Genomic DNA, 20,138 nt, shown 5'->3' on the forward strand with positions numbered 1-20,138 from the left:
AGACCACACTTTCTATATATAACAATCTAAGTTTACCATTTTTCCTGCGTCAATCGCAAAATAAAACGCAAACCTAACTGAGTTTGCGTTTTGAATAGGATGAATTCTTTCATCTTATGTGCCTTCTTAGTGATTAAATGACTTTATTATTTTTTCAGGTGTGGTGATTAACCGATTTTATCCATTGCTATTAAGGAGATAGGTTGATTTCACTTCCAAATAATTTCGGTATTCCCCACTAATAATTTGCTCCCACCATTCCTTGTTTTCCAAGTACCATTGAATCGTTTGGGCAATTCCTGTTTCAAAATTATATATCGGTTTCCATCCTAATTTTTCTAATTTCGTTGCATCAATTGCATATCGCCGATCATGCCCTAAACGGTCTGCAACAAACGTTATCAATTCTTCTGACTTCCCTAATGTATTAATGATTGTATTGACTACTTCTAAATTAGTACGTTCATTATGTCCACCAACATTATATACTTCTCCATTTACACCTTCATGCAATACTAAATCAATGGCCGCACAATGATCAAAGACATGTAACCAGTCCCGAATGTTTTGACCATCACCATATATCGGAACCTTTTCTTCATTTAATACACGCGAAATCGTTAAAGGAATAAGCTTTTCTGGGAAGTGATACGGGCCATAATTGTTAGAACAACGTGTAATATTAATAGGCACCCCGTAAGTATGATGATACGCTTGAACTAAAAAATCAGAAGATGCTTTACTTGCACTATATGGACTATTTGGTTGTAACGGTGTATCTTCAGTGAAAAAAGTGGTCGGGTCAAAATCCAATTCACCGTATACTTCATCTGTAGAGACATGCACAAATTTTGTCACTCCTACTTGCCGTGCAGCATCCAATAACGCCTGTGTTCCAAGTACATTCGTCGAAACAAAAACCCCTGGATTTGTGATGGATCGATCTACATGACTTTCTGCAGCAAAATGTACCACAACATCAAACTTTTCTTTCTCAAAAAGAGCAATAATCACATCATAGTCTACAATATCTGCTTTAACAAAATGATAATTCTCGTTCTTTTCTATATCACGGTGTTTTGTTAAGTCACCTGCATATGTTAATACGTCTAAATTATATATTGCATACTCTGGGTACTCTCCAACCATATATTGAACAAAATTTCCACCAATAAACCCTGCTCCACCCGTAACCAGAATTTTTTTCTTTGTCATCTATCTCACCTCTTTTGAACATGTTCGATCGCAATAAAAAAACTCTACATTGTTACATGAGAGTTGTGTAATGAATGTGAAACTTCCACCAAATATTTACCGTATTCTGTCTTCATAAGAGGTTCAGCAAGATCTACCAACTGTTTCTTTGTTATATACCCTCTTCTGTATGCTATTTCTTCAATGCACGCAATATATAGCCCCTGCCTTTTTTGTATAGCCTCTACAAAGTTAGAAGCCTCTAGTAATGATTCATGCGTGCCTGTATCTAACCAAGCCAAGCCTCGGCCTGTCAGCTCAACCATTAACTCACCTCTTTGCAGATAGACATCTATAATAGAAGTAATCTCCACTTCTCCTCGTGCTGAAGGCTTTACGTTTTTTGCGATATCCACAACTTTATTATCAAAAAAATATAAACCTGGAACTGCGTATGAAGATTTCGGGAATTCCGGCTTTTCTTCTATTGAAATGGCCTTTTTCTGCTCATCTACCTCTACGACACCATAGGCCCTTGGATCATTTACATAGCAACCAAATATAATGCTCCCTGTAGATAAAGCAGCCGCTTCTTTTAAACGTTCGCTTAAATTAGAACCATAGAAAATATTATCACCTAAAACTAACGCAACTGGAGAATTGTCGATAAACTGCTCGCCAATAATAAAGGCTTCTGCAAGGCCATTAGGATTTTCCTGCACAGCATATTCAAAGTTTATCCCTAACTTACTACCATCTCCTAAAAGCTCTTTAAATCCTTCAATATCTCTAGAAGTAGAAATGATTAGAATTTCTTTGATACCTGCAAGCATCAATACAGAGAGCGGATAATAAATCATCGGTTTATCGTAAATGGGTAACATTTGTTTAGAAATAGATTTCGTCAGAGGATAAAGTCGAGTACCTGAACCTCCAGCTAAAATAATTCCTTTCATCCGATATACACCTCTTTTTCTAGGGCTTTGAAAATCATTGAATCTCCTCGTAATCAGCTAGCATCTTATGAATCTCTTCTATGCTGTTGAACATCATGACATCAATGATTGATAATCCGGGTACAAAATCTAAATGATATTGCTTATATTGCTTTAAATTGTTTTTAATAAATTTCAAATCAATATCACTGTCTTTATACTTTTGCTTATTGAAAAAAGTGACTCCACCTGGTGGGTTAATGTATTCCTCAGCATTTAATGCTTTTGTAATATTCAATGCCCATTCATCAGCGTTATTTACTTCCTCCACTTTAAGTCCCATCTCAGAAAACACTACAATTTTACAATCCAACTTAAGATAATTAATGATTTCAAGCAATATATTTTTGTTGATATCTACCAATTTATTAGTATCTGCATTTATAATATTTTTCACTATGTCCATTGTTTCCGTATAAAAGGGCGCTTTTTTATAGACTAATAATTGATTAAACAATGTAGTTTTCCAATCTACTTCATTATTAATATCAATTTGATTGATTAAAGTATCTAAAGGAGCCTTTTTCACTGGTAATTTTATATACGTGCTATCACCTTTTAAAGAAATAATTTTATTTCTCGTCATCCAGCTTTTTCTTTGAAATTGCACAGTATCAAGAATAACAAACATATCTGCCGCCTGTAACAAAGAAAAATAACCGATATAAGGGAAAAAATACGGTTGCATAATAGCTACTCTCATTATTTTACCTTCCTCATTTGTTACTTTGATATAATATTTCCTTTGCATCTTGTTAAAAGGTAAAAACATTTTTAAATAAACCCAAAAATAGAAGCAATACTTCTCCTTCAAAACTTATTTCCATGTAAATATAACCGAGTCCACACAAGACAAAATAGAGATCATCCCTTTTATATACTTTCCCTAAATCCAAGCGAGATCTAACATCTTTTTTAGAATAATTCAATATACGCCACTTAGAAACGTTTCCTTGAATCTCGGAAAAATCAAAAACATTGAACCAATTTTGTGTCCCTCTTAACAAGTGCCAAATTCTCTCTATTTCCCATTCCTTCCAATTGACAATTTCTTTATATTCATCAGGATGAATTTGCCTAGCTCTAACTGTTGGGCTTTCGATAGGTTGCTTAATACTCGGTGCACAATTATTCTCAATTTCAAGAATCGATTTTATAAGTAACTTGCAACCAAGGTTGGAGCTTAAACGTATCATTTCTTCCTCTGTCGATCCTATAGGCAAATCATAACTTTCTTGACAGATAATATTTCCTGTATCTTCTCCCTCGTCAATATAATGAACCGTTGCACCAGGATTTAAATCATGGTTATAATACGTCCAAAAAATCGGATGCGACCCTCTGTATTTAGGCAGTAACGCTAAGTGTAGATTAATACACCCTTTTTTAGGGATATTCAAGATATTCCCTTTTAATAATTCAGACATTCCGGAGATAACGATCAAATCTGGTTCAAGTTCCTTAACCCATTTCTCTAAACGATCATTGCATCCCTCGTTCATAAAATAATAAGGCAACCCAATTTCTAAACAAAAATTTTTCAATTCCTCGTGTTGCATATTCACGTTTCTTTTTTTCGATTCAATGACCCCGATAATATTAATCTCAGAGTCAAGTAACGTATTAATTACCTTAGAAACGCCCATAGTAATTAAAATGACTTTCAAATTGGTAATAGACACTTAAGTTCAACTCCATTATTACTAAGGTCGTTTATAATATATATAACAACAACTATCGAATTAATTCTTGCATTTCTAGCATATCCTTAATTGCATTTAAATCATTAAACATCATGACATCAATAATTGAGAGGCCAGGAACAAAATGTTTATCAAATTGTTTGTATGAGGATAAGCTTGGCTTAATAAATTTTATACCTAAGCCATTATCTTGATATTTTTGCTGACTATAAAGATCTTTACCACCAATAGCGTTAATATAGGTGGTAGCATTTAATGCTTTAGACACTTTAATACCCCACTCATCTGCCATATTCGCAGATTCAATAGTAGGAAATTTTTCAGACAATATTGTTATATCTGTTTTTACACTTAAAAATGTGCATGTTTTTTTTAGGAGTATTGTATTAAATTCACTTAAATTACTGTTGCTTTTTATAAAACATTCATTCAAGAAATCTAAAACATTATTATAATACGGAGCGTTTTTATAATATAATAATTGGTGAAAAATTTTCTCTTGCCAATTAGTATGATTATTGATGATGATATCTTTAATTTTGGTTTCTCTAGGAGCTTTACTTACAGGGACAGTCATAAAAGAACTTTCTTTGTGTTCATTTAATATTCTATTTCTATTCATCCAGCTTCTTCTAACATATTGAGCATTATCAAAAACAACAAATTCATCTACTGAATTGATGAGTTGGTAATAACCTAGATACGGGAAAAAATAAGGTTGCATAAGCGCTACTTTCATTCTTAACATTCCTTCCAAGAATTTAATGAATACTAGTAACTTTTGCTTTTATAATTCCGCAGATTCTATCAATTTCTTCTAGCTTTAAATCTGCGTAAAGAGGAAGTGTTAACACTCTTTCTGCTATATATTTAGCAACAGGTGTTTCATCAGGTGAAAACCTTTCTTGATAGCATTCCAAACTATTTGTTAAAGGGTAAAAATACTTGCGAGAAAAAATATTTTCATTTTTTAATGCAGCATGAACTTCATCTCGGGAAAGTTGAAACCCATCAAATACAACAGGAAAGTATGCGTAATTACTTTTCACACCATTCTGAGCCTGAGATAGTTTAATCCCTTTAATATCACGAAGGTTTTCCATATAACGCTCAAATACCGCCTTCCTCTTAATAATCTCCTGATCTACATTTCGGAGGTTACATAGGCCCATAGCCGCCTGGAATTCATTCATCTTAGCATTCCCACCAACGCTCTCTACTGTTTCTTCTCCAGTAATGCCGAAGTTTTTAAACGCATTTATGACATTTCTCAAATTAGAATCCTTGAAAGTTAACGCTCCGCCTTCTATTGTATTGAAGACTTTTGTAGCATGGAAACTGAACATAGAGGCATCACCAAAGTTAGCTACTCCTTCACCATCGACTGTAACTCCGAAAGCATGCGCGGCATCATATATGACCTTAAGTTTATATTTTTTTGCTATTCTATCAATTTCACGAACATTGCAAATATTACCGTAAACATGAACTGGGATAATAGCCGATGTTTTATCTGTTATCAAACGCTCTAGCATGTCCACTTGAATCGTGTAGTCATTTGGGTTGATATCACAAAAAATCGGTGTCAACCCATTTCTTACGATTGCATGTGTTGTGGAAGCAAATGTAAAAGGAGTCGTAATCACTTCGCCCGTTAAATTCAATGCTTCAATTGCGTATTCCAAAGCAAGGTGGCCGTTGGAAAAAAGCGTTACATGAGTCGTTTTTAAATAATGTTCCAACTCAGACTCTAATTGAGTATGTTTTATCCCCATATTTGTCAGCCAACGACTCTCCCATAGACCTCTAATTTCCTCAGAAAACTCTTCAAAATTTGGCATTGATGATTGAGTTACTTGAATTGGTCTCATAGTTTCCCCTTTTCAATCTCAGCTATTTTTTACTAATGAATCTTCAACAATAATCTTTACCCAACTTGCCATATTGTCCATCTTCTCTAACATTTCTTCCATTGAATTAAATTTCAGTACCATTGTTCCCAGCTTAGTGTGGGACCCTGTATAAGCGGAAATCTTGTCACCTATTTTTACTGTTAAATCATATTCAACAATATTATTTTTCTTAAATTCATCATCAATTTCAATCCCCTTAAAAGTTCCGCTATTCTGACTATTTAACAAATAAGAAGACCAATAGCCATGTGGTTCAACCATTTTTAGATCACGACAATCTTCACCTAATGCTGCTTTAATCGTATATTCGATCATATCCACACCTGTTGCATATTTTGTTACAAGCGGAATTAAATGACCTCCATTTCTTGCCCCCATATCCAAAAGATAAATATTTTCTTGATCATCGATTTGAATATCAAAATTATAGGCACCCGTTTTCATATTTAATAGTGTTAATAATCTTTGAATTTCATCATGAATTTTTTTTTGTATATGTTCAGGCATATTGGAGGGCCAACTCGGACCTGTTGGAGCAAACGGATTTACAGGGTTTATCGATTTTGATAAAAAATGTCCATTAGCAAAACATCGAAATACAAGCTGACCATCAACAGAAAAACCATCTCCCTCGACCTGATAACCATAATTCTCAACGAATTCTTCTATAATGAAACGTTTACCTTGAGAAAATTTTAGAGCAATCTCCACTTTTTCTTGAAGAAGGTCCAAAGAGTTAATTTTTGAAACACCTCTGCTTGCTGACGAATCCACTGGTTTAATCATGACTGGCATTTTATAGTTATGAAAATCGGCTTTTGCTTCTTCATATGAATGATACCCTTTAGCCCTAGGAACATTAAAATTATTTTCTTTTAGAAACGCCCTAAACTTATCTTTATTAGACACTATTTCTACTGACTTATATGGATTTGTTGCCAAACCTAACTTCTCAGCCACATAGGCTGCTGTTGGTGCTGCGCCATCTGTAGAAAAACAAAAGATACCATCTATTTTTAATGATTTGGCTAAACCTAGAATCGCTTCTTTATCGGTATAACTGACATTGTAGTATTCATTAGCATATTGATGACCAGGGTTTTCTTCTGTATAATCACAAGTTATAACACAATGACCCAATTCTCTTGCTTTTTTAATAGCTGGGATCTGATAATAGTCCCCACCAAGTAGTAAAAGTTTTTTCATTTTTATACACCTCATTTGTAGTATTAAGTTTGGTTCAGTGGTTCAGTGGTTCAATACTTCGATGTGTATTTGTACACTCTCACAAGTAACAGCTTCATTTACCTTTACGTATTTCTCTATATAATACATTTCGTGTAAGATTTTATTAATTTTTCATCATTACCTCTGAATTCACAGGATGATTTCAGCTATGGGATGCTTGCTTTTCGCGGGCAAGTATTAATCCGCTTCGCTTTCGTAACAAAACATAGTTTCGCAATCCACATATTTCATGTATATCTTCCGCTTTCTTATTTCTAAACACCATTGAATATAGGCAAAATAACTTAGCAATTAACTGCGTATTACACTTCTATACTTAGTTCCATGAAAATTTTCCCATGTCTACAATATACAAAATAAGCATCTTCTTCTTTATAGACTTTCCCTAGTTTTTGTTGTGGTTTAACATCTCCTTTTACATATTTCAATATTTTCCATTTTAACACTTCACCTTGAATCTCAGTAAAATCAAAAACATTAAGCCAATTTTGGGTTCCTCTTAACAAATGCCAAATCCTCTCAATTCCCCATTCTTCCCAATCAATGATTTTCTTATATTCACATGTCTTAATCTGTCTAGCGCGTACTGTTGGACTTGTTTTAGCTTGTTTTATCCTCGGAGCACAATTATTCTCAATATCTAAAATTGATTTTATTAATACTTCAGTTCCTATTTTGTATACTAAGTCTTCTAATAATTCTTCCTCAGTAGTTCCTAAAGTCATACGATAATTTTTTTGATATATGATATCTCCAGTATCTTCTCCTTCATCAATATAATGGACGGTTACTCCTTGATTTAAATCATAGTTATAGTAAGTCCAAAATAGAGGAAATCCCCCTCTGTATTTAGGAAGTAAGGTTGGATGAAGATTAATGCACCCCTTTTTAGGGATTTCCAAAATATTCTTTTTTAATAATTCAGACATCCTATTTATAACTACTAAATCAGGTTCTAACTTTCTAACCCAATTCTCTAATCTGTTATTACATCCCTCATTCATAAAATAATAAGGCAGTCCATTTTCCAAACAAAAATTTTCCATTTCCTTTGTTTGCTTATTAGTATTTTTTCGTTTAGATTCAATAACTCCAATAATATTAATTCCTGATTCAATTAACGAATTAATTACCTTTGAAATTTCCATAGTAATTAATATTACTTTTATATTTGTTTCATGTACCATAAGTCCCACCCCCTCCTCAAACTGAATATTCAGCTTATTAAAGCGAAAAAATTTACTGTTAATATTCATACAAAAAAACCAAGACTGAATTACAAAAAAGGTTGATGCGCTCATTGGATTTTTTTTGATATACACTATAAAATAAATAAGTTGAACTTAAGGACCCTATATACCATTTCCTATACATTCGCGCTGGCAGTGCGGACTCATTCTTCACGTTCAGGAGGCATGCTTCTGTCATTGCACTTTCGTCACAGAAAAATTTGCTAGGCGGGAAAGTATATAGTGCTACCTACTCTCTCGAATTTTCAGTTCAATTTATATTAATGTTCAATATAATTTTCTAAGTATTGCGTATTTTAATTCACCTACTTTTTATTAATGAATCTTCTATAATTACCTTCACCAAATTTGTCATATTCTCCATCTTTTCTATCATTTCATTTAAACATGAAAATTTCAGTATCAATAATCCTACAGTCTCATGGGCTCCTGTAAGGGCATAAATTTGATCACCCGGTTTTACTAATAATTCAAATTCAACAATGTTATTTTTTTTAATATCTTCATTAATTTCAACACCTTTAAATAAACCACAATTCTGACTATTGATAATGTACATACCCCAGAACCCTTTTGTCTCTACCATAGTTAAATCGTTACAATCTTCACCTAATGCCGCCCTAATTGTATATTCAATCAAATCAATACCAGTTGCACATTTTGTAGCTTGAGATATCCATTGACCCCCGTTTCTTGCAGCAATCTCTATTAAGTAAACATTTTCTCTATCATCAATTACAATATCAAAATCAAAAGTCCCTGTTTTCATTTGCAATAAATCCAATACTCTTTGAATTTCATCATGAATCTTATTATGAATATGTTCAGGCATAATATACGGCCAACTAGCAGCTATTGGTACAAATGGATTTAGATTCGATAATGCGAAATGAGTATTTGCAAAACTACGAAATACTATTTTCCCATTTACTGAAAAGCAATCTCCCGAAATTTGAAAACCATTTTTTTCGATATACTCTTCTATTACAAATCGTTTTGCTTTCGAAAAATATAAAGCATTCTCTACTTTTTCTTGTAGTTGATCTATTGAATCTATTCTTGAAACTCCTCTGCTGCCTGACGAATCAATCGGCTTTACCATCCATGGTATTTTGAAATTATGAACATCATCCTTAGCTTCTTCAAATGAGTTATATCCTTTAAATCTAGGGACTTTAAAATTATTTTCCTTCAAAAACTCTCTAAACCTATCCTTATTTGTTAGGATCTCTACAGATTCATAAGGGTGAGAAGGTAAGCCTAATTTTCCAGCTACATAAGTCGCTGTAAGTAATGCTGTATCTGTCGCATAACATACAATTCCATCTATTTTTAATGACTTCGCTAAAGATAAAACAGCATCTTTGTCTGTTGTGTTTACATTATAGTACTCGTCTGCAAATTGATGACCAGGATTTTCTTCAAAGTAATCACAAGTAATAACATAATAGCCCATTTCTTTTGCTCGTTTGATAGCTGGTATTTGTGAATGTGCACCACCAAGCATTAAAAGTTTTTTCATTCTATCGCACCTCATTATTTATTATTAATTTTGTTTTCTTTTTATTTTCTAGCATATCTTTCAAGGCCAATAATAGATAAGTAAAACATTCTAGTTTAAACAATTTTGCTAATGCAACATATAGAATAGTTCCTACAAATATTTGAATTATAATTGTTAACAAAGCTGGCATCATGTATAGTTTTACACAAAATACTACAAATCCCATTACTAGTGATAAAAGTAAAGATGGTATTATATCCTTCCACTGCTCTTGAATACTGTAATTAAGTAATTTCAGATTAGGATAAGCATTAATAAAAGTGCACAAAACCCCACTAATAAATACACCTAAAGCCATTGCGTGAACACCAAAAGGTATAGTTATTGCGAGGATAGAGAGACCTAATATTTTTTTTCCGATTTCTAGCTTCAAAAAAACATCACTTCGCCCTAAGGCATTTATAGCCTGTAAGTTCGCTGTATGTATAGGCCATAGGGCATAAACAGCACAAAATATTTGTAAAAATGGAACAGCAGGCAGCCACTTATCTGTTAATAGAATCTTTACTAACGGTTCAGCGATAATAGCTAGTCCTACCATCATTGGAAATACAATAAATGAGCTCGTAACAATTGATCTTCTCACCATTTCTTTTACTCTTTGCCTATCTTCTTGATAAGATGACAACGCAGGAAGCATGACTGCCTGTATGGATCCGTTTATATTACTTACAATGAGACTAGGAAACTGTTCTCCTCTACTATAAAAGCCTAATAATACTGGACTAAACATTTTACCTATTAGGATACTTCCTAAATTGTTATATAAAGTATCTATCAATGATGACACCAATAATTTCCAGCCAAATGAAAATAACTCTATTAACCTTTCAATAGAAAAGAGCAATTTCGGTCTCCATTTAACTGTAAACCACAAAATAACTGTAACCAAAAGCTGATTTATTAATTGCTGCCACACCAATGCCCATACACCAAAATGAGCATATGCTAATATAATACCGATAATTCCTGATACAATAACTGCACCTAAACTGCTAAAGAATAGTTTTTTGAATTGCAGATTCCGCGCAATCACAGCATTTTGAATTGAATTGATGGCACCTAAAAACAAAGTTAAGGATAGAATTCTTAAAACGATTATTAGTAGCGGATATTCAAAGAACCTAGCGATAATTGGTGCACTCAAAAAAAGAACCCCATATAATATGAAAGCTATACATAAATTCAAGTAAAAAACTGAAGAAAAATCTACCTCATCAGCATTTTTTTTTTGAATTAAAGCTATATTAAATCCACTTTGAACTAATACCCCCGCGATTGTAATAAAAACTGCTACTAATACTAACAATCCGAAATCTTCTGGGAGCAAAAAACGAGCTATTACTATCATTACGATAAATTGAATACCTTGTGTCCCTCCGCGTTCCATGAGTTTCCACAGTAGCGATGAAAATATTCTAGATTTTGTTATTTCATAGCTCATCTAATTAATCTCCTTTTAGCTACTCTTAAAACTTTTGAGATACTTGAACAATATTGATCCATGAATATGAAAATTTTTTTTTTATAACCTAATTCTAAATATATATCCTTGTATTTACCTGTTTTTGCTTCCCTAAACTTCCCCTGTTCCAATAAAAGGAATAACTGATCCGTATATTTTCTCTTATTAATGGAATTTTCATATTGATAGTTTGTATATTGATTTACTTCATCAAGCATATTTGCGATTTCATCATAATGCTCCGTCTTCCTTTTTAAGGACGACATGTTTCTATCTGTCCAAGACCCACTAACTCCTTCTCGGTATGCTGACATAAATTCATCCAAATAATGTACTGTCCCTAAAAGAGATAAGTTAATAGCTAAAGGGTAATCCCCAACAGATGTTAAATCGAGAAATTTGGGTCTTTCAGAATGAAATTTAAATGGATAGAACATAGAATTAGTAATGAAAAGAGCGCCACCACCTTCAATCACTTCTTCAACCCGAAAATCTTTATTTCCTTTATTAGCACTATTATATGAAATAGTTTTTTTTTCAGATGCATTCACTACTTCGCCACCATGAACACACAAACTACATTCAGGATGTTTTTCCATATAATCTGTCTGTTTTTGCAATTTATATGGATCTAACCAATAATCATCACCTTCACATATCGCAATATATTTTCCTTTTGCTCTCCTCATATTAATCCTATCTACTGGATTTCCTTTTGAATATTGATTTTCCTTTTGATATATTGGCTTTATCAAATCCGGATATTTTTTCTCATACTCTCTTATTATTTCTGCTGTACTATCAGTAGATGCATCATCATGGATCAATATTTCATAATTAAAATTTGTTTTTTGCATTAAAAAGCTTTCAATTGCTTCCGCTATAAATTCTTCATGATTATAGGTTATACAGTTAATACTAACTAAAATATTTTGCAATAAAATCACTCTCCAACTGGTGGACTATAGGGCTAGCATAGAAGTAGTCCGAATCTGTTTTATCCATTAATTCACTTGATTTAAGCAAGCTTTCTACTAGTTTTTTCATTCTAAATCGTTATCATCTAGTATAGACAATTAACAGATTAATAAATTAAAACCAAAATTATTCAAGCTAGTACCAACACAAGTAATTAGGTCCCCCATCTATTTTATTCATTTCACTTAAACATTATGAGGGATTTCCAGTTTTTATTACGGTATATTTATTCTGTCAAACAATTTTTTTAGGGTAAAAACGAAAGCCCACTTGTATGTTCATCAACGATAGTTGATCAAGCATCACACGATGGGCATCTGTTTTGAATATTAAGACCAATAAAAATGTAAAACTACCAAAAATCCGAGCAAGTAAGCAATATTGTGGACATTCGCGCCTGGCTAATGTTTATTTGCGACGAAAGCACAGCGGCAACTGCATGCCGGTTTCATAAGTTCAACTTATATATTTAACTTTTTAAGAGGATTCATTTCTATTTTTGTTTTCAACTTATATTTATTTTCGAATAACATAAAAAAAATCATGATAAAAACAGATGTCCAGACAAATTCTCTGATCATATCTACAAAATACGCTCTTGTCCACCATAATAAATTTGGAAATAGTATTAATAAAATTGACATTAGTATAAACCGATTTTGGTTAAAAAGATCTTGTATTTTTAGAGAAACATATCCAACAACCATTCCGATAATAGTTACAAAAAAAGGAGCTAATATTCCGAAACTATAGTAAATTTCACCTAAATAGGATCCACCTAAAAAGGTTCTTAAAAAAGGAGGGAAATTATTTACATAAATAGTTTTTGGAATAGTAAAATCTAATACACCACCTAAATTAGGAAATATATTCAATAAAGAGACTAGATAGTTTGAACCATATTGAAAATCCCCTGTAGATGAAAAGAAATCCATAGAAATACCCAGAGTAATTATCGTACCACCAAACTCTGCGATGACTGAAAAAGGCGAAAAATCAATAAAAGATTTTTTCATAAGCTGCATCATAGTTTCAATATTATTAATTGACATCATACGTATTTGACTTATGAAAGTTAATACAAATCCACATATATATACTAAAATTAAATTGAAAATAAACTGTTTAGGTTTTATTTTTTTTATTCTTATAAATCTAAAATAAATAAAAAATAATGAAAGTAAAAATAATATTGGTTCTCCTCTACCTCCAGTAAACATTAAGATGCCTTTATAAATGATTACGATACCGAATATTAGCGTAGCCTTTTTTTTATTATCTTTATTCCCCAGCAACAACATCATTATTCCAACATCAGTAAAACTAGCGATTATATAGACAAAACCAGGTGCCCCAACCTGAAAAGTATCCAAATAATTTCCATTTAGAAATAGATTAATCTTAGAAATATCAATATATAACATAGGGATAATTCCAATTAAAAAGAGAATCATACCAATATTTTTTGTGTAATATAACTGATTTCTTAAACCTTTATTATCATCGGGCTCAAGTAAAAGCGTTTTATGGCTCTTCTTTTTAGATAGTACTATAGCCATTCCCAACGTTAAAAAAAAGTGGCTACAAAGAGAAAAATAACATGCATCCCTAAACACATTCTCTGAAATAGTTAACAATGGGTTCCAAGGCAAATCTATTTGAATGTTGAAACCAAAAATTACTACAATCCCTAGATGAGTGATAAAAGAAAATATTAAGAATAATGTAGTTAATGAGAAAAACATTCCTTCTAATTTCTTAATTGTAATAATATTAAGTAATAACTGAGTTACGGATAATACAGCGAAAGGTAATAACCATTTCTGAAATGTATAATCTATTATTAAAAATGCTATAAATAAAATAACTGAATTAATTAATATATTCAGTAATATCAATAAATATTTCCCCATAATTCTTTGCTTTTCAGTTAAAATAAGATTATTTTTTATTATTTCACTCATATAATTCTCCTAAGGTTTGAAATACTTAATAATTTTAGCTCCTACTTCAATAATTAATTTTTCTAATATTTAAAAGAAAAAAATTCAATAATACATATTTTTCAATAATTAAGACTCTTCACTATACATTGGAATTGATACAATCTTTAATAAAATATTATCCTCGACTTTTGGTAATGAACAATAATTAAAATCTTTTTTAATATATACTTTCTAACCTTCTTTTTACACTTTCTTTATCATATCCAATATTTATCAATGCTTGTATTACCTCATTGTGACTTTTGGTATGCTCTTTCTTCAGAACTTCACTCACCATATATATCCAATCATTCACAACTAATGTTTCGCATTGATGAAATAAACCAGCTTTTATATCATTTGTCTTTGGTACGCCACTAGAAATAATACAATTAACACCTGATATTTGAGCCTCTATAGCAGCTATTGACATTCCTTCAGTAATAGAAGGCATTAGCATAATATTCGATATTTGAAGAATTTCTTTCACTTCATTTGTATTTCCAAACATAATCACATTTTTCGTCATGTGGTTATCTTTTATAAATTCTTTTATTTCATTATTTGCAGGTCCATCCCCAGCAATTAGGAGATAATAAGCTGTATTTCCACTTAAAATTTCCTTAAATAATTCCAGCGCAAACATTGGGTTTTTTTCTCCCCCTAAATAGCCAATAAAGCAAAAGATAATTGTATTTTGGGGAATATTATATTTATCCATGAAATCAAACTTTTCTTCAATATTCATACTTCCATACTGTGTATGATCTATGAAGTTTGGTAAAAATTTATAATTCTTTCCAAATACATAAACTCCTGAAGATTCTGCACAGGTAATCATTTCTGTGCAGAATTTACGATTAAAATATCTTAAAATAAAATAAAAAACATTACTAAATAAAAATTTTTTCGCGTTTTTTGACCCATGAGCATGCCCAATTCTTATAGGTATTTTTTCGATTTTAGCTGCTAAGCAGGCTAACCATATAAAACTAGAGGTGTGTGCATGGATCACATCATATGGCCCGTTTTTTTTTATTACTTGTCTAATCTGATTAACATATTTTAAAGGAGAAGTTTCACTCAATCTCCTAACTACAAAGTACTTACTATTGAACTTTTCAAGTCTATTCGATATATCAATATCTGGTTCTTGATAAGTAATATAATCGAATTTAAACTTTTCTTTATCCATTACTTCAGAGATATTTAATACAACAGATGCTATACCTCCTCTATTAAGATTATCTATAACAACTAAAATCCTCTTCATTATTTCTCTCCTCAAAACATATATATTAACTTAGATTCTTATTAAAGATGTTTTAAATAGTACTAATATAGGATTTATAAAAATGATTTTACTAAATCCTCTTTTTGTATTACCTTACTATCCTCCCCTAAGTATAATTTCATATATTCTCTATATTGATTCTCCACATTATACATTTTCGATCTTTCTATACAACTTTTAGATTTAATAAAGTTCTCTTCACGATATCTCTTTATATAATTCTTTATTTCAATAGTTTCTTTTTTCTCAATAATTAGTCCACATGTTTCATCAAGACTTTCAGTACTTCCTCCTGAATCAAACGTAATAACAGGTGTTCCACTGGCTAATGCTTCTAAATTCGTTGTTGGAAAATTATCTTCTAAAGTTGGATTAATAAAAACATCAGCTGCAGAATATATTCCAACTAACTCTTTAGCACTATCCGTTCTTATGATGCCAATAATCTTTTTAGATAGTTCTTTCTTTTGCTTTTCTGATACCCCTACTAATACTATTACTTCATCTTCGTCTAGAAAACTGGACAGTTCTATAAAGTAATCGAAGCCCTTTTTTCTACCCCAATTACTCGCGACTCCCAATATTATGAATTTATCATTTAGATGATGCATCTCTCTAAATGTACTTGCTGTAGGTTTAAAAACATTTATATTAATTCCATTATTAATTACAACAACAGGGTAATCCCTTAAAAACGATTCTTTTACTAAGCCTGTTAGCCATTTTGATGGGGTTACTATTGTTAAATCCTTTACACCAGTGAAAATTTCCTTTTTTCTTAAATAATTAGACTCTGAATTATCCAAAAATTCACTAGCTGGATATGAAGCTTTTTCAGGACAATTAAAACAACCTTTTTTCCATTTTGTACAACCAACATAATCAAAATGAGTACAATGTCCCGTAAAAGCCCAACAATCATGCAAAGTCCATATGACACGTTTGTTAGCTCTTTTTATATAATCGAATAACAATTCAATATTGATATAATACCCATGAATGTTATGCAGATGAATCACATCAGGATCCAATTTTTCAATCTTAGTTATAAATTCTTCAGTAGCTTTTTTAGAGCCGAATCCATGTTTGTCATAGATTCTTGTTAAAGCAACATGTGCATAGTTATCCATTTTTGTTCCAATTCTAATTGCTGTATCACAATTCTTTGGAAAATCTCTACCGTAGGCAATGTAACTTTCATGCCCTTGCTCTATTAAAATTTGATTGATATCCGTTGCTATTCTTCCCGTACTTCCTACTCCACAAACTGTATTAATTTGTAATACTTTCATTAATTCTCTCCCCAAACCACACGATTCACATAATCCGTATAAGACAAAATAATTTTAAGCACTTTATCTGACACATTTGGCATACTATAATCTACAACTCTTCTTAAATCGTCATTCTCTTGTGCCTTTAAAATTTCTAACCCTTGTAAGATCCTCTCCTTCTTCAGCCCTACCATCATGACCGCAGCCTCTTCCATTGCTTCGGGCCTTTCATGTGCTTGCCGAATATTAAGTGCTCTAAATCCAAGAATAGAAGACTCTTCACTAATCGTTCCACTATCACTTAATACGGCTTTGGCTTTCAGTTGAAGCTTTACATAATCATTAAATCCTAAAGGTTTCATTGTTCTCACTAAAGAATTAAACTCGATCCCCTTCGCATGAATCATTTTTTGCGTTCTAGGGTGTGTACTGACAATGACAGGCAGATGATATTTTTCTGCAATCGCATTTAAGCTATCCATTAAATCTAAAAAATTGGTTTCTGAATTGATATTTTCTTCTCTATGGGTAGAGACTACAAAATATTGCATTTCTTCAAGATCCAATCTCTCTAATACATCTGATTTCTCAATGTCTACTTTTCTTGAATTAAGTACTTCTAACATTGGACTCCCTGTCTTTATAATTCGATCTGCTGGTAGCCCTTCCCTTAGTAAATACTCTCTTGCAATATCACTATACGTTAAGTTGATATCTGAAATATGGTCTACAATTTTTCGATTTGTTTCTTCTGGTACTCTTTGATCGAAGCATCTATTACCCGCTTCCATATGAAATATCGGAATATGTCTTTTCTTTGCTGCAATAGCACATAAACAGCTGTTTGTATCACCTAATACTAAGAAGGCATCTGGTTGGATTTTCTCTAAAATAGGATCAATCTTAACTAGAATATTTCCGATTGTTTCAATTGAAGTTCCAGTTGCCGCATTTAAGAAGTAATCCGGTTTCTTTAAATTGAATTCGTTAAAAAAAACTTCATTTAACTCATAATCGTAATTTTGACCCGTATGGACTAATACATGTTCTATGGAATTTGATTTTTCTAATTTATTTATGACAGCAGAGAGCCTAATAATTTCTGGACGTGTCCCTACAACTGTCATCACTTTTAGCTTTTTCACCTTATACCTCCAAGAAGATTGTATCTGGTTTCTCAGGATCAAATAGTTCATTTACCCACATGATTGTTACCATCTCTGTGTCACCTAAATTTTCAATGTTATGAGTGTATCCAACCGGAATATCAACCACTCTCAATTTATCTCCACTGACAAAGTACTCAACGACTTCATTCGAATCAATATTTCTGAATCGAATTACACCATGACCACTTACAACTAAAAATTTTTCGTTTTTTGTATGATGCCAGTGGTTACCCTTTGTTACACCTGGTTTTGAAATATTTACAGATACTTGGCCTCTGTCTGGTGTCTTAATAAATTCAGTGAATGACCCTCTTTGATCTACATTCATCTTAAGATCATAGCTAAACTGATTTTCTTGTAAAAAACTCAAAAACGTACTATATAGTTTTTTGGTAAACGCATGGGACATATTTGGAATGGAACGTTCTTCTCTACTTTTTTTGAATGAATAAATCAAATCAACAATCTCCGCTAGCGTGATCGTGTGAACAATTGGCACTTCGCAATAGCCTTGAACTAAATTCTCATTGCCATTCAATGCTTGAAGTAATTCTTCCACAACATCATCAATATAAACTAGCTTCATTTCAAGAATTGGATCATTTACTTTTATAGGTAAATCATTTGCAACATTGTGACAAAATGTTGCTACAGCACTGTTATAATTCGGTCTACTCCATTTCCCAAATACATTTTGCAATCGATAGACAAGAACTTTTGCACCTGTTTTTTTACTGTATTCGAAAAGCAAATCCTCTCCTGCTTTTTTACTAATTCCATAAAGGTTATTTTGTTCTGCTTGAGTAGATGAAGCGATCATTACAGGACAAGTATTTTGGTATTTCTTTAATGTATCAAGAAGAATCGATGTAAAACCATAGTTCACATCCATGAATTCTGATTGGTCTTTCGGCCGATTTACGCCAGCAAGATGGAAAACAAAATCCGCTTCTTTACAATATTCATCTAATAATGCTATGTTTGTTTCTCTACTAAATTCAAGAATATCAGTATAATTATGATTTTTAAGCTTTGCTATGAGATTCTTACCGATAAACCCCTTTGAACCTGTCACTAATATTTTCATCATAGACCCAACCTTTCAACTCTTCCTGAATAAAATCAAGCCTTAATAACTTTTCTTTAATTTGCTGAATATTTAGCATTTCTGTGTTGTGAGAGTTGTACTCCTCTTGTATGGACAGTTTTTGATCACCATCTACGAAGTATTTATCGTAATTTAGATCCCTTTTATCAGCAGGCACTCGGTAAAATTCTCCTAAATCTTGTGCAACCACATGTTCTTCCCTAGTAAGTAAAGTTTCATAAAGTTTTTCACCATGACGAGTACCAATAATGTCAATTTTACTATCTGCATTGAATAGCTCCTTGATGGCTTGGGCTAAATCCCAAATCGTTGATGCAGGCGATTTCTGCACCATAATATCCCCAGCCTCCGCATGTTCAAATGCGAATAATACTAACTCAACTGCTTCTTCGAGGCTCATTAAAAATCTCGTCATTTGAGGATCTGTGATTGTTAGTGATTGACCTTTTTTAATTTGATCTATAAATAGTGGGATGACCGAACCACGTGAAGCCATCACATTTCCGTAGCGAGTACCACATATTAATGTTCTCTCGGGATCAACTGTTTTAGCTTTTGCGACAATTACCTTTTCCATCATTGCTTTTGAAATGCCCATTGCATTAATAGGATAGGCTGCTTTATCTGTAGACAAACAAATTACCTTTTTGACACCACTTTCAATTGCACCAGTCAAAACATTATCTGTTCCAAGCACATTTGTTTTCACCGCTTCTAAAGGAAAGAATTCACAAGATGGAACTTGCTTTAGCGCAGCAGCATGAAAGATGTAATCTACATTGTGCATAGCATTTTTCAAGCTTGCTAAATCTCTAACATCGCCTATATAAAATTTCAATTTGTCATTTTTATAAATTTTCCGCATATCATCTTGTTTTTTCTCATCTCTTGAAAAGATACGAATTTCTTTAATATCGGTATTTAAAAATCTCTTCATCACTGCATTTCCAAAAGAACCTGTGCCGCCCGTTATTAGTAATATCTTGTCTTTAAACATA

General features: G+C 32.1%; 17 protein-coding genes. All 17 read right to left on the bottom strand.

What is annotated here, in order from left to right; genetic code table 11:
- Positions 1-177: 177 nt before the first annotated feature.
- The 17 genes from rfbB to AEA09_RS12990 all read right to left on the bottom strand — a co-directional run bounded on the left by rfbB (position 178) and on the right by AEA09_RS12990 (position 20,137).
- Positions 178-1,215 carry a dTDP-glucose 4,6-dehydratase gene (rfbB, locus tag AEA09_RS12910; protein ID WP_053584242.1) on the bottom strand — a complete coding sequence of 346 codons (1,038 nt, stop codon included), beginning with the start codon at positions 1,213-1,215 and terminating at the stop codon, positions 178-180.
- 44 nt (positions 1,216-1,259) lie between these two features.
- Entirely contained in the window at positions 1,260-2,150 is an 891-nt protein-coding gene (gene rfbA, locus AEA09_RS12915; protein ID WP_053584243.1) for a glucose-1-phosphate thymidylyltransferase RfbA, read from the bottom strand.
- A 34-nt stretch (positions 2,151-2,184) separates the two neighbouring features.
- Positions 2,185-2,892 carry a WbqC family protein gene (locus AEA09_RS12920; RefSeq protein WP_053584710.1) on the bottom strand — a complete coding sequence of 236 codons (708 nt, stop codon included), beginning with the start codon at positions 2,890-2,892 and terminating at the stop codon, positions 2,185-2,187.
- 52 nt (positions 2,893-2,944) lie between these two features.
- Complete coding sequence (locus AEA09_RS12925; RefSeq protein ID WP_053584244.1) at positions 2,945-3,871, bottom strand: methionyl-tRNA formyltransferase; 927 nt, start codon at positions 3,869-3,871, stop codon at positions 2,945-2,947.
- A 52-nt stretch (positions 3,872-3,923) separates the two neighbouring features.
- Positions 3,924-4,631 (bottom strand): WbqC family protein, encoded by a 708-nt coding sequence (locus tag AEA09_RS12930; RefSeq protein ID WP_053584245.1) that lies wholly within the window; start codon positions 4,629-4,631, stop codon positions 3,924-3,926.
- A gap of 22 nt (positions 4,632-4,653) precedes the next feature.
- Complete coding sequence (locus tag AEA09_RS12935; protein WP_053584246.1) at positions 4,654-5,763, bottom strand: DegT/DnrJ/EryC1/StrS family aminotransferase; 1,110 nt, start codon at positions 5,761-5,763, stop codon at positions 4,654-4,656.
- An 18-nt stretch (positions 5,764-5,781) separates the two neighbouring features.
- Positions 5,782-7,011, bottom strand: coding sequence for an ATP-grasp domain-containing protein (locus AEA09_RS12940; RefSeq protein WP_053584247.1), 1,230 nt, complete (start codon positions 7,009-7,011; stop codon positions 5,782-5,784).
- Between the two features lie 344 nt (positions 7,012-7,355).
- A complete protein-coding gene (locus AEA09_RS12945) occupies positions 7,356-8,240 on the bottom strand; it encodes a methionyl-tRNA formyltransferase (protein WP_053584248.1) in 885 nt (294 codons plus the stop codon).
- A 364-nt stretch (positions 8,241-8,604) separates the two neighbouring features.
- A complete protein-coding gene (locus tag AEA09_RS12950; RefSeq protein WP_053584249.1) occupies positions 8,605-9,825 on the bottom strand; it encodes an ATP-grasp domain-containing protein in 1,221 nt (406 codons plus the stop codon).
- Position 9,826: 1 nt separating this feature from the next.
- Positions 9,827-11,311 (bottom strand): lipopolysaccharide biosynthesis protein, encoded by a 1,485-nt coding sequence (locus tag AEA09_RS12955; RefSeq protein WP_053584250.1) that lies wholly within the window; start codon positions 11,309-11,311, stop codon positions 9,827-9,829.
- A complete protein-coding gene (locus AEA09_RS12960) occupies positions 11,308-12,279 on the bottom strand; it encodes a glycosyltransferase family 2 protein (protein WP_245622842.1) in 972 nt (323 codons plus the stop codon). Before AEA09_RS12960 ends, AEA09_RS12955 begins: the two co-directional genes overlap by 4 nt.
- Positions 12,280-12,771: 492 nt before the next feature.
- On the bottom strand, positions 12,772-14,274 hold the full coding sequence (gene wzy, locus AEA09_RS12965; protein ID WP_053584251.1) for an O-antigen polysaccharide polymerase Wzy: 1,503 nt from the start codon (positions 14,272-14,274) through the stop codon (positions 12,772-12,774).
- 199 nt (positions 14,275-14,473) lie between these two features.
- Positions 14,474-15,568 (bottom strand): glycosyltransferase, encoded by a 1,095-nt coding sequence (locus AEA09_RS12970; RefSeq protein WP_053584252.1) that lies wholly within the window; start codon positions 15,566-15,568, stop codon positions 14,474-14,476.
- A 74-nt stretch (positions 15,569-15,642) separates the two neighbouring features.
- Positions 15,643-16,881, bottom strand: a complete 1,239-nt coding sequence (locus AEA09_RS12975) for a glycosyltransferase (protein ID WP_053584253.1) — start codon at positions 16,879-16,881, stop codon at positions 15,643-15,645.
- Positions 16,881-18,008, bottom strand: coding sequence for a non-hydrolyzing UDP-N-acetylglucosamine 2-epimerase (gene wecB, locus AEA09_RS12980; RefSeq protein ID WP_053584254.1), 1,128 nt, complete (start codon positions 18,006-18,008; stop codon positions 16,881-16,883). Before wecB ends, AEA09_RS12975 begins: the two co-directional genes overlap by 1 nt.
- Before the next feature lies 1 nt (position 18,009).
- On the bottom strand, positions 18,010-19,119 hold the full coding sequence (locus AEA09_RS12985) for a capsular polysaccharide biosynthesis protein CapF (protein ID WP_053584255.1): 1,110 nt from the start codon (positions 19,117-19,119) through the stop codon (positions 18,010-18,012).
- Positions 19,079-20,137, bottom strand: a complete 1,059-nt coding sequence (locus AEA09_RS12990; RefSeq protein ID WP_053584256.1) for a polysaccharide biosynthesis protein — start codon at positions 20,135-20,137, stop codon at positions 19,079-19,081. The genes AEA09_RS12985 and AEA09_RS12990 overlap by 41 nt, the downstream gene beginning before the upstream one ends.
- Position 20,138: the final 1 nt, after the last annotated feature.

This window comes from Lysinibacillus contaminans, from assembly GCF_001278945.1.
Lineage (GTDB): Bacteria > Bacillota > Bacilli > Bacillales_A > Planococcaceae > Lysinibacillus > Lysinibacillus contaminans.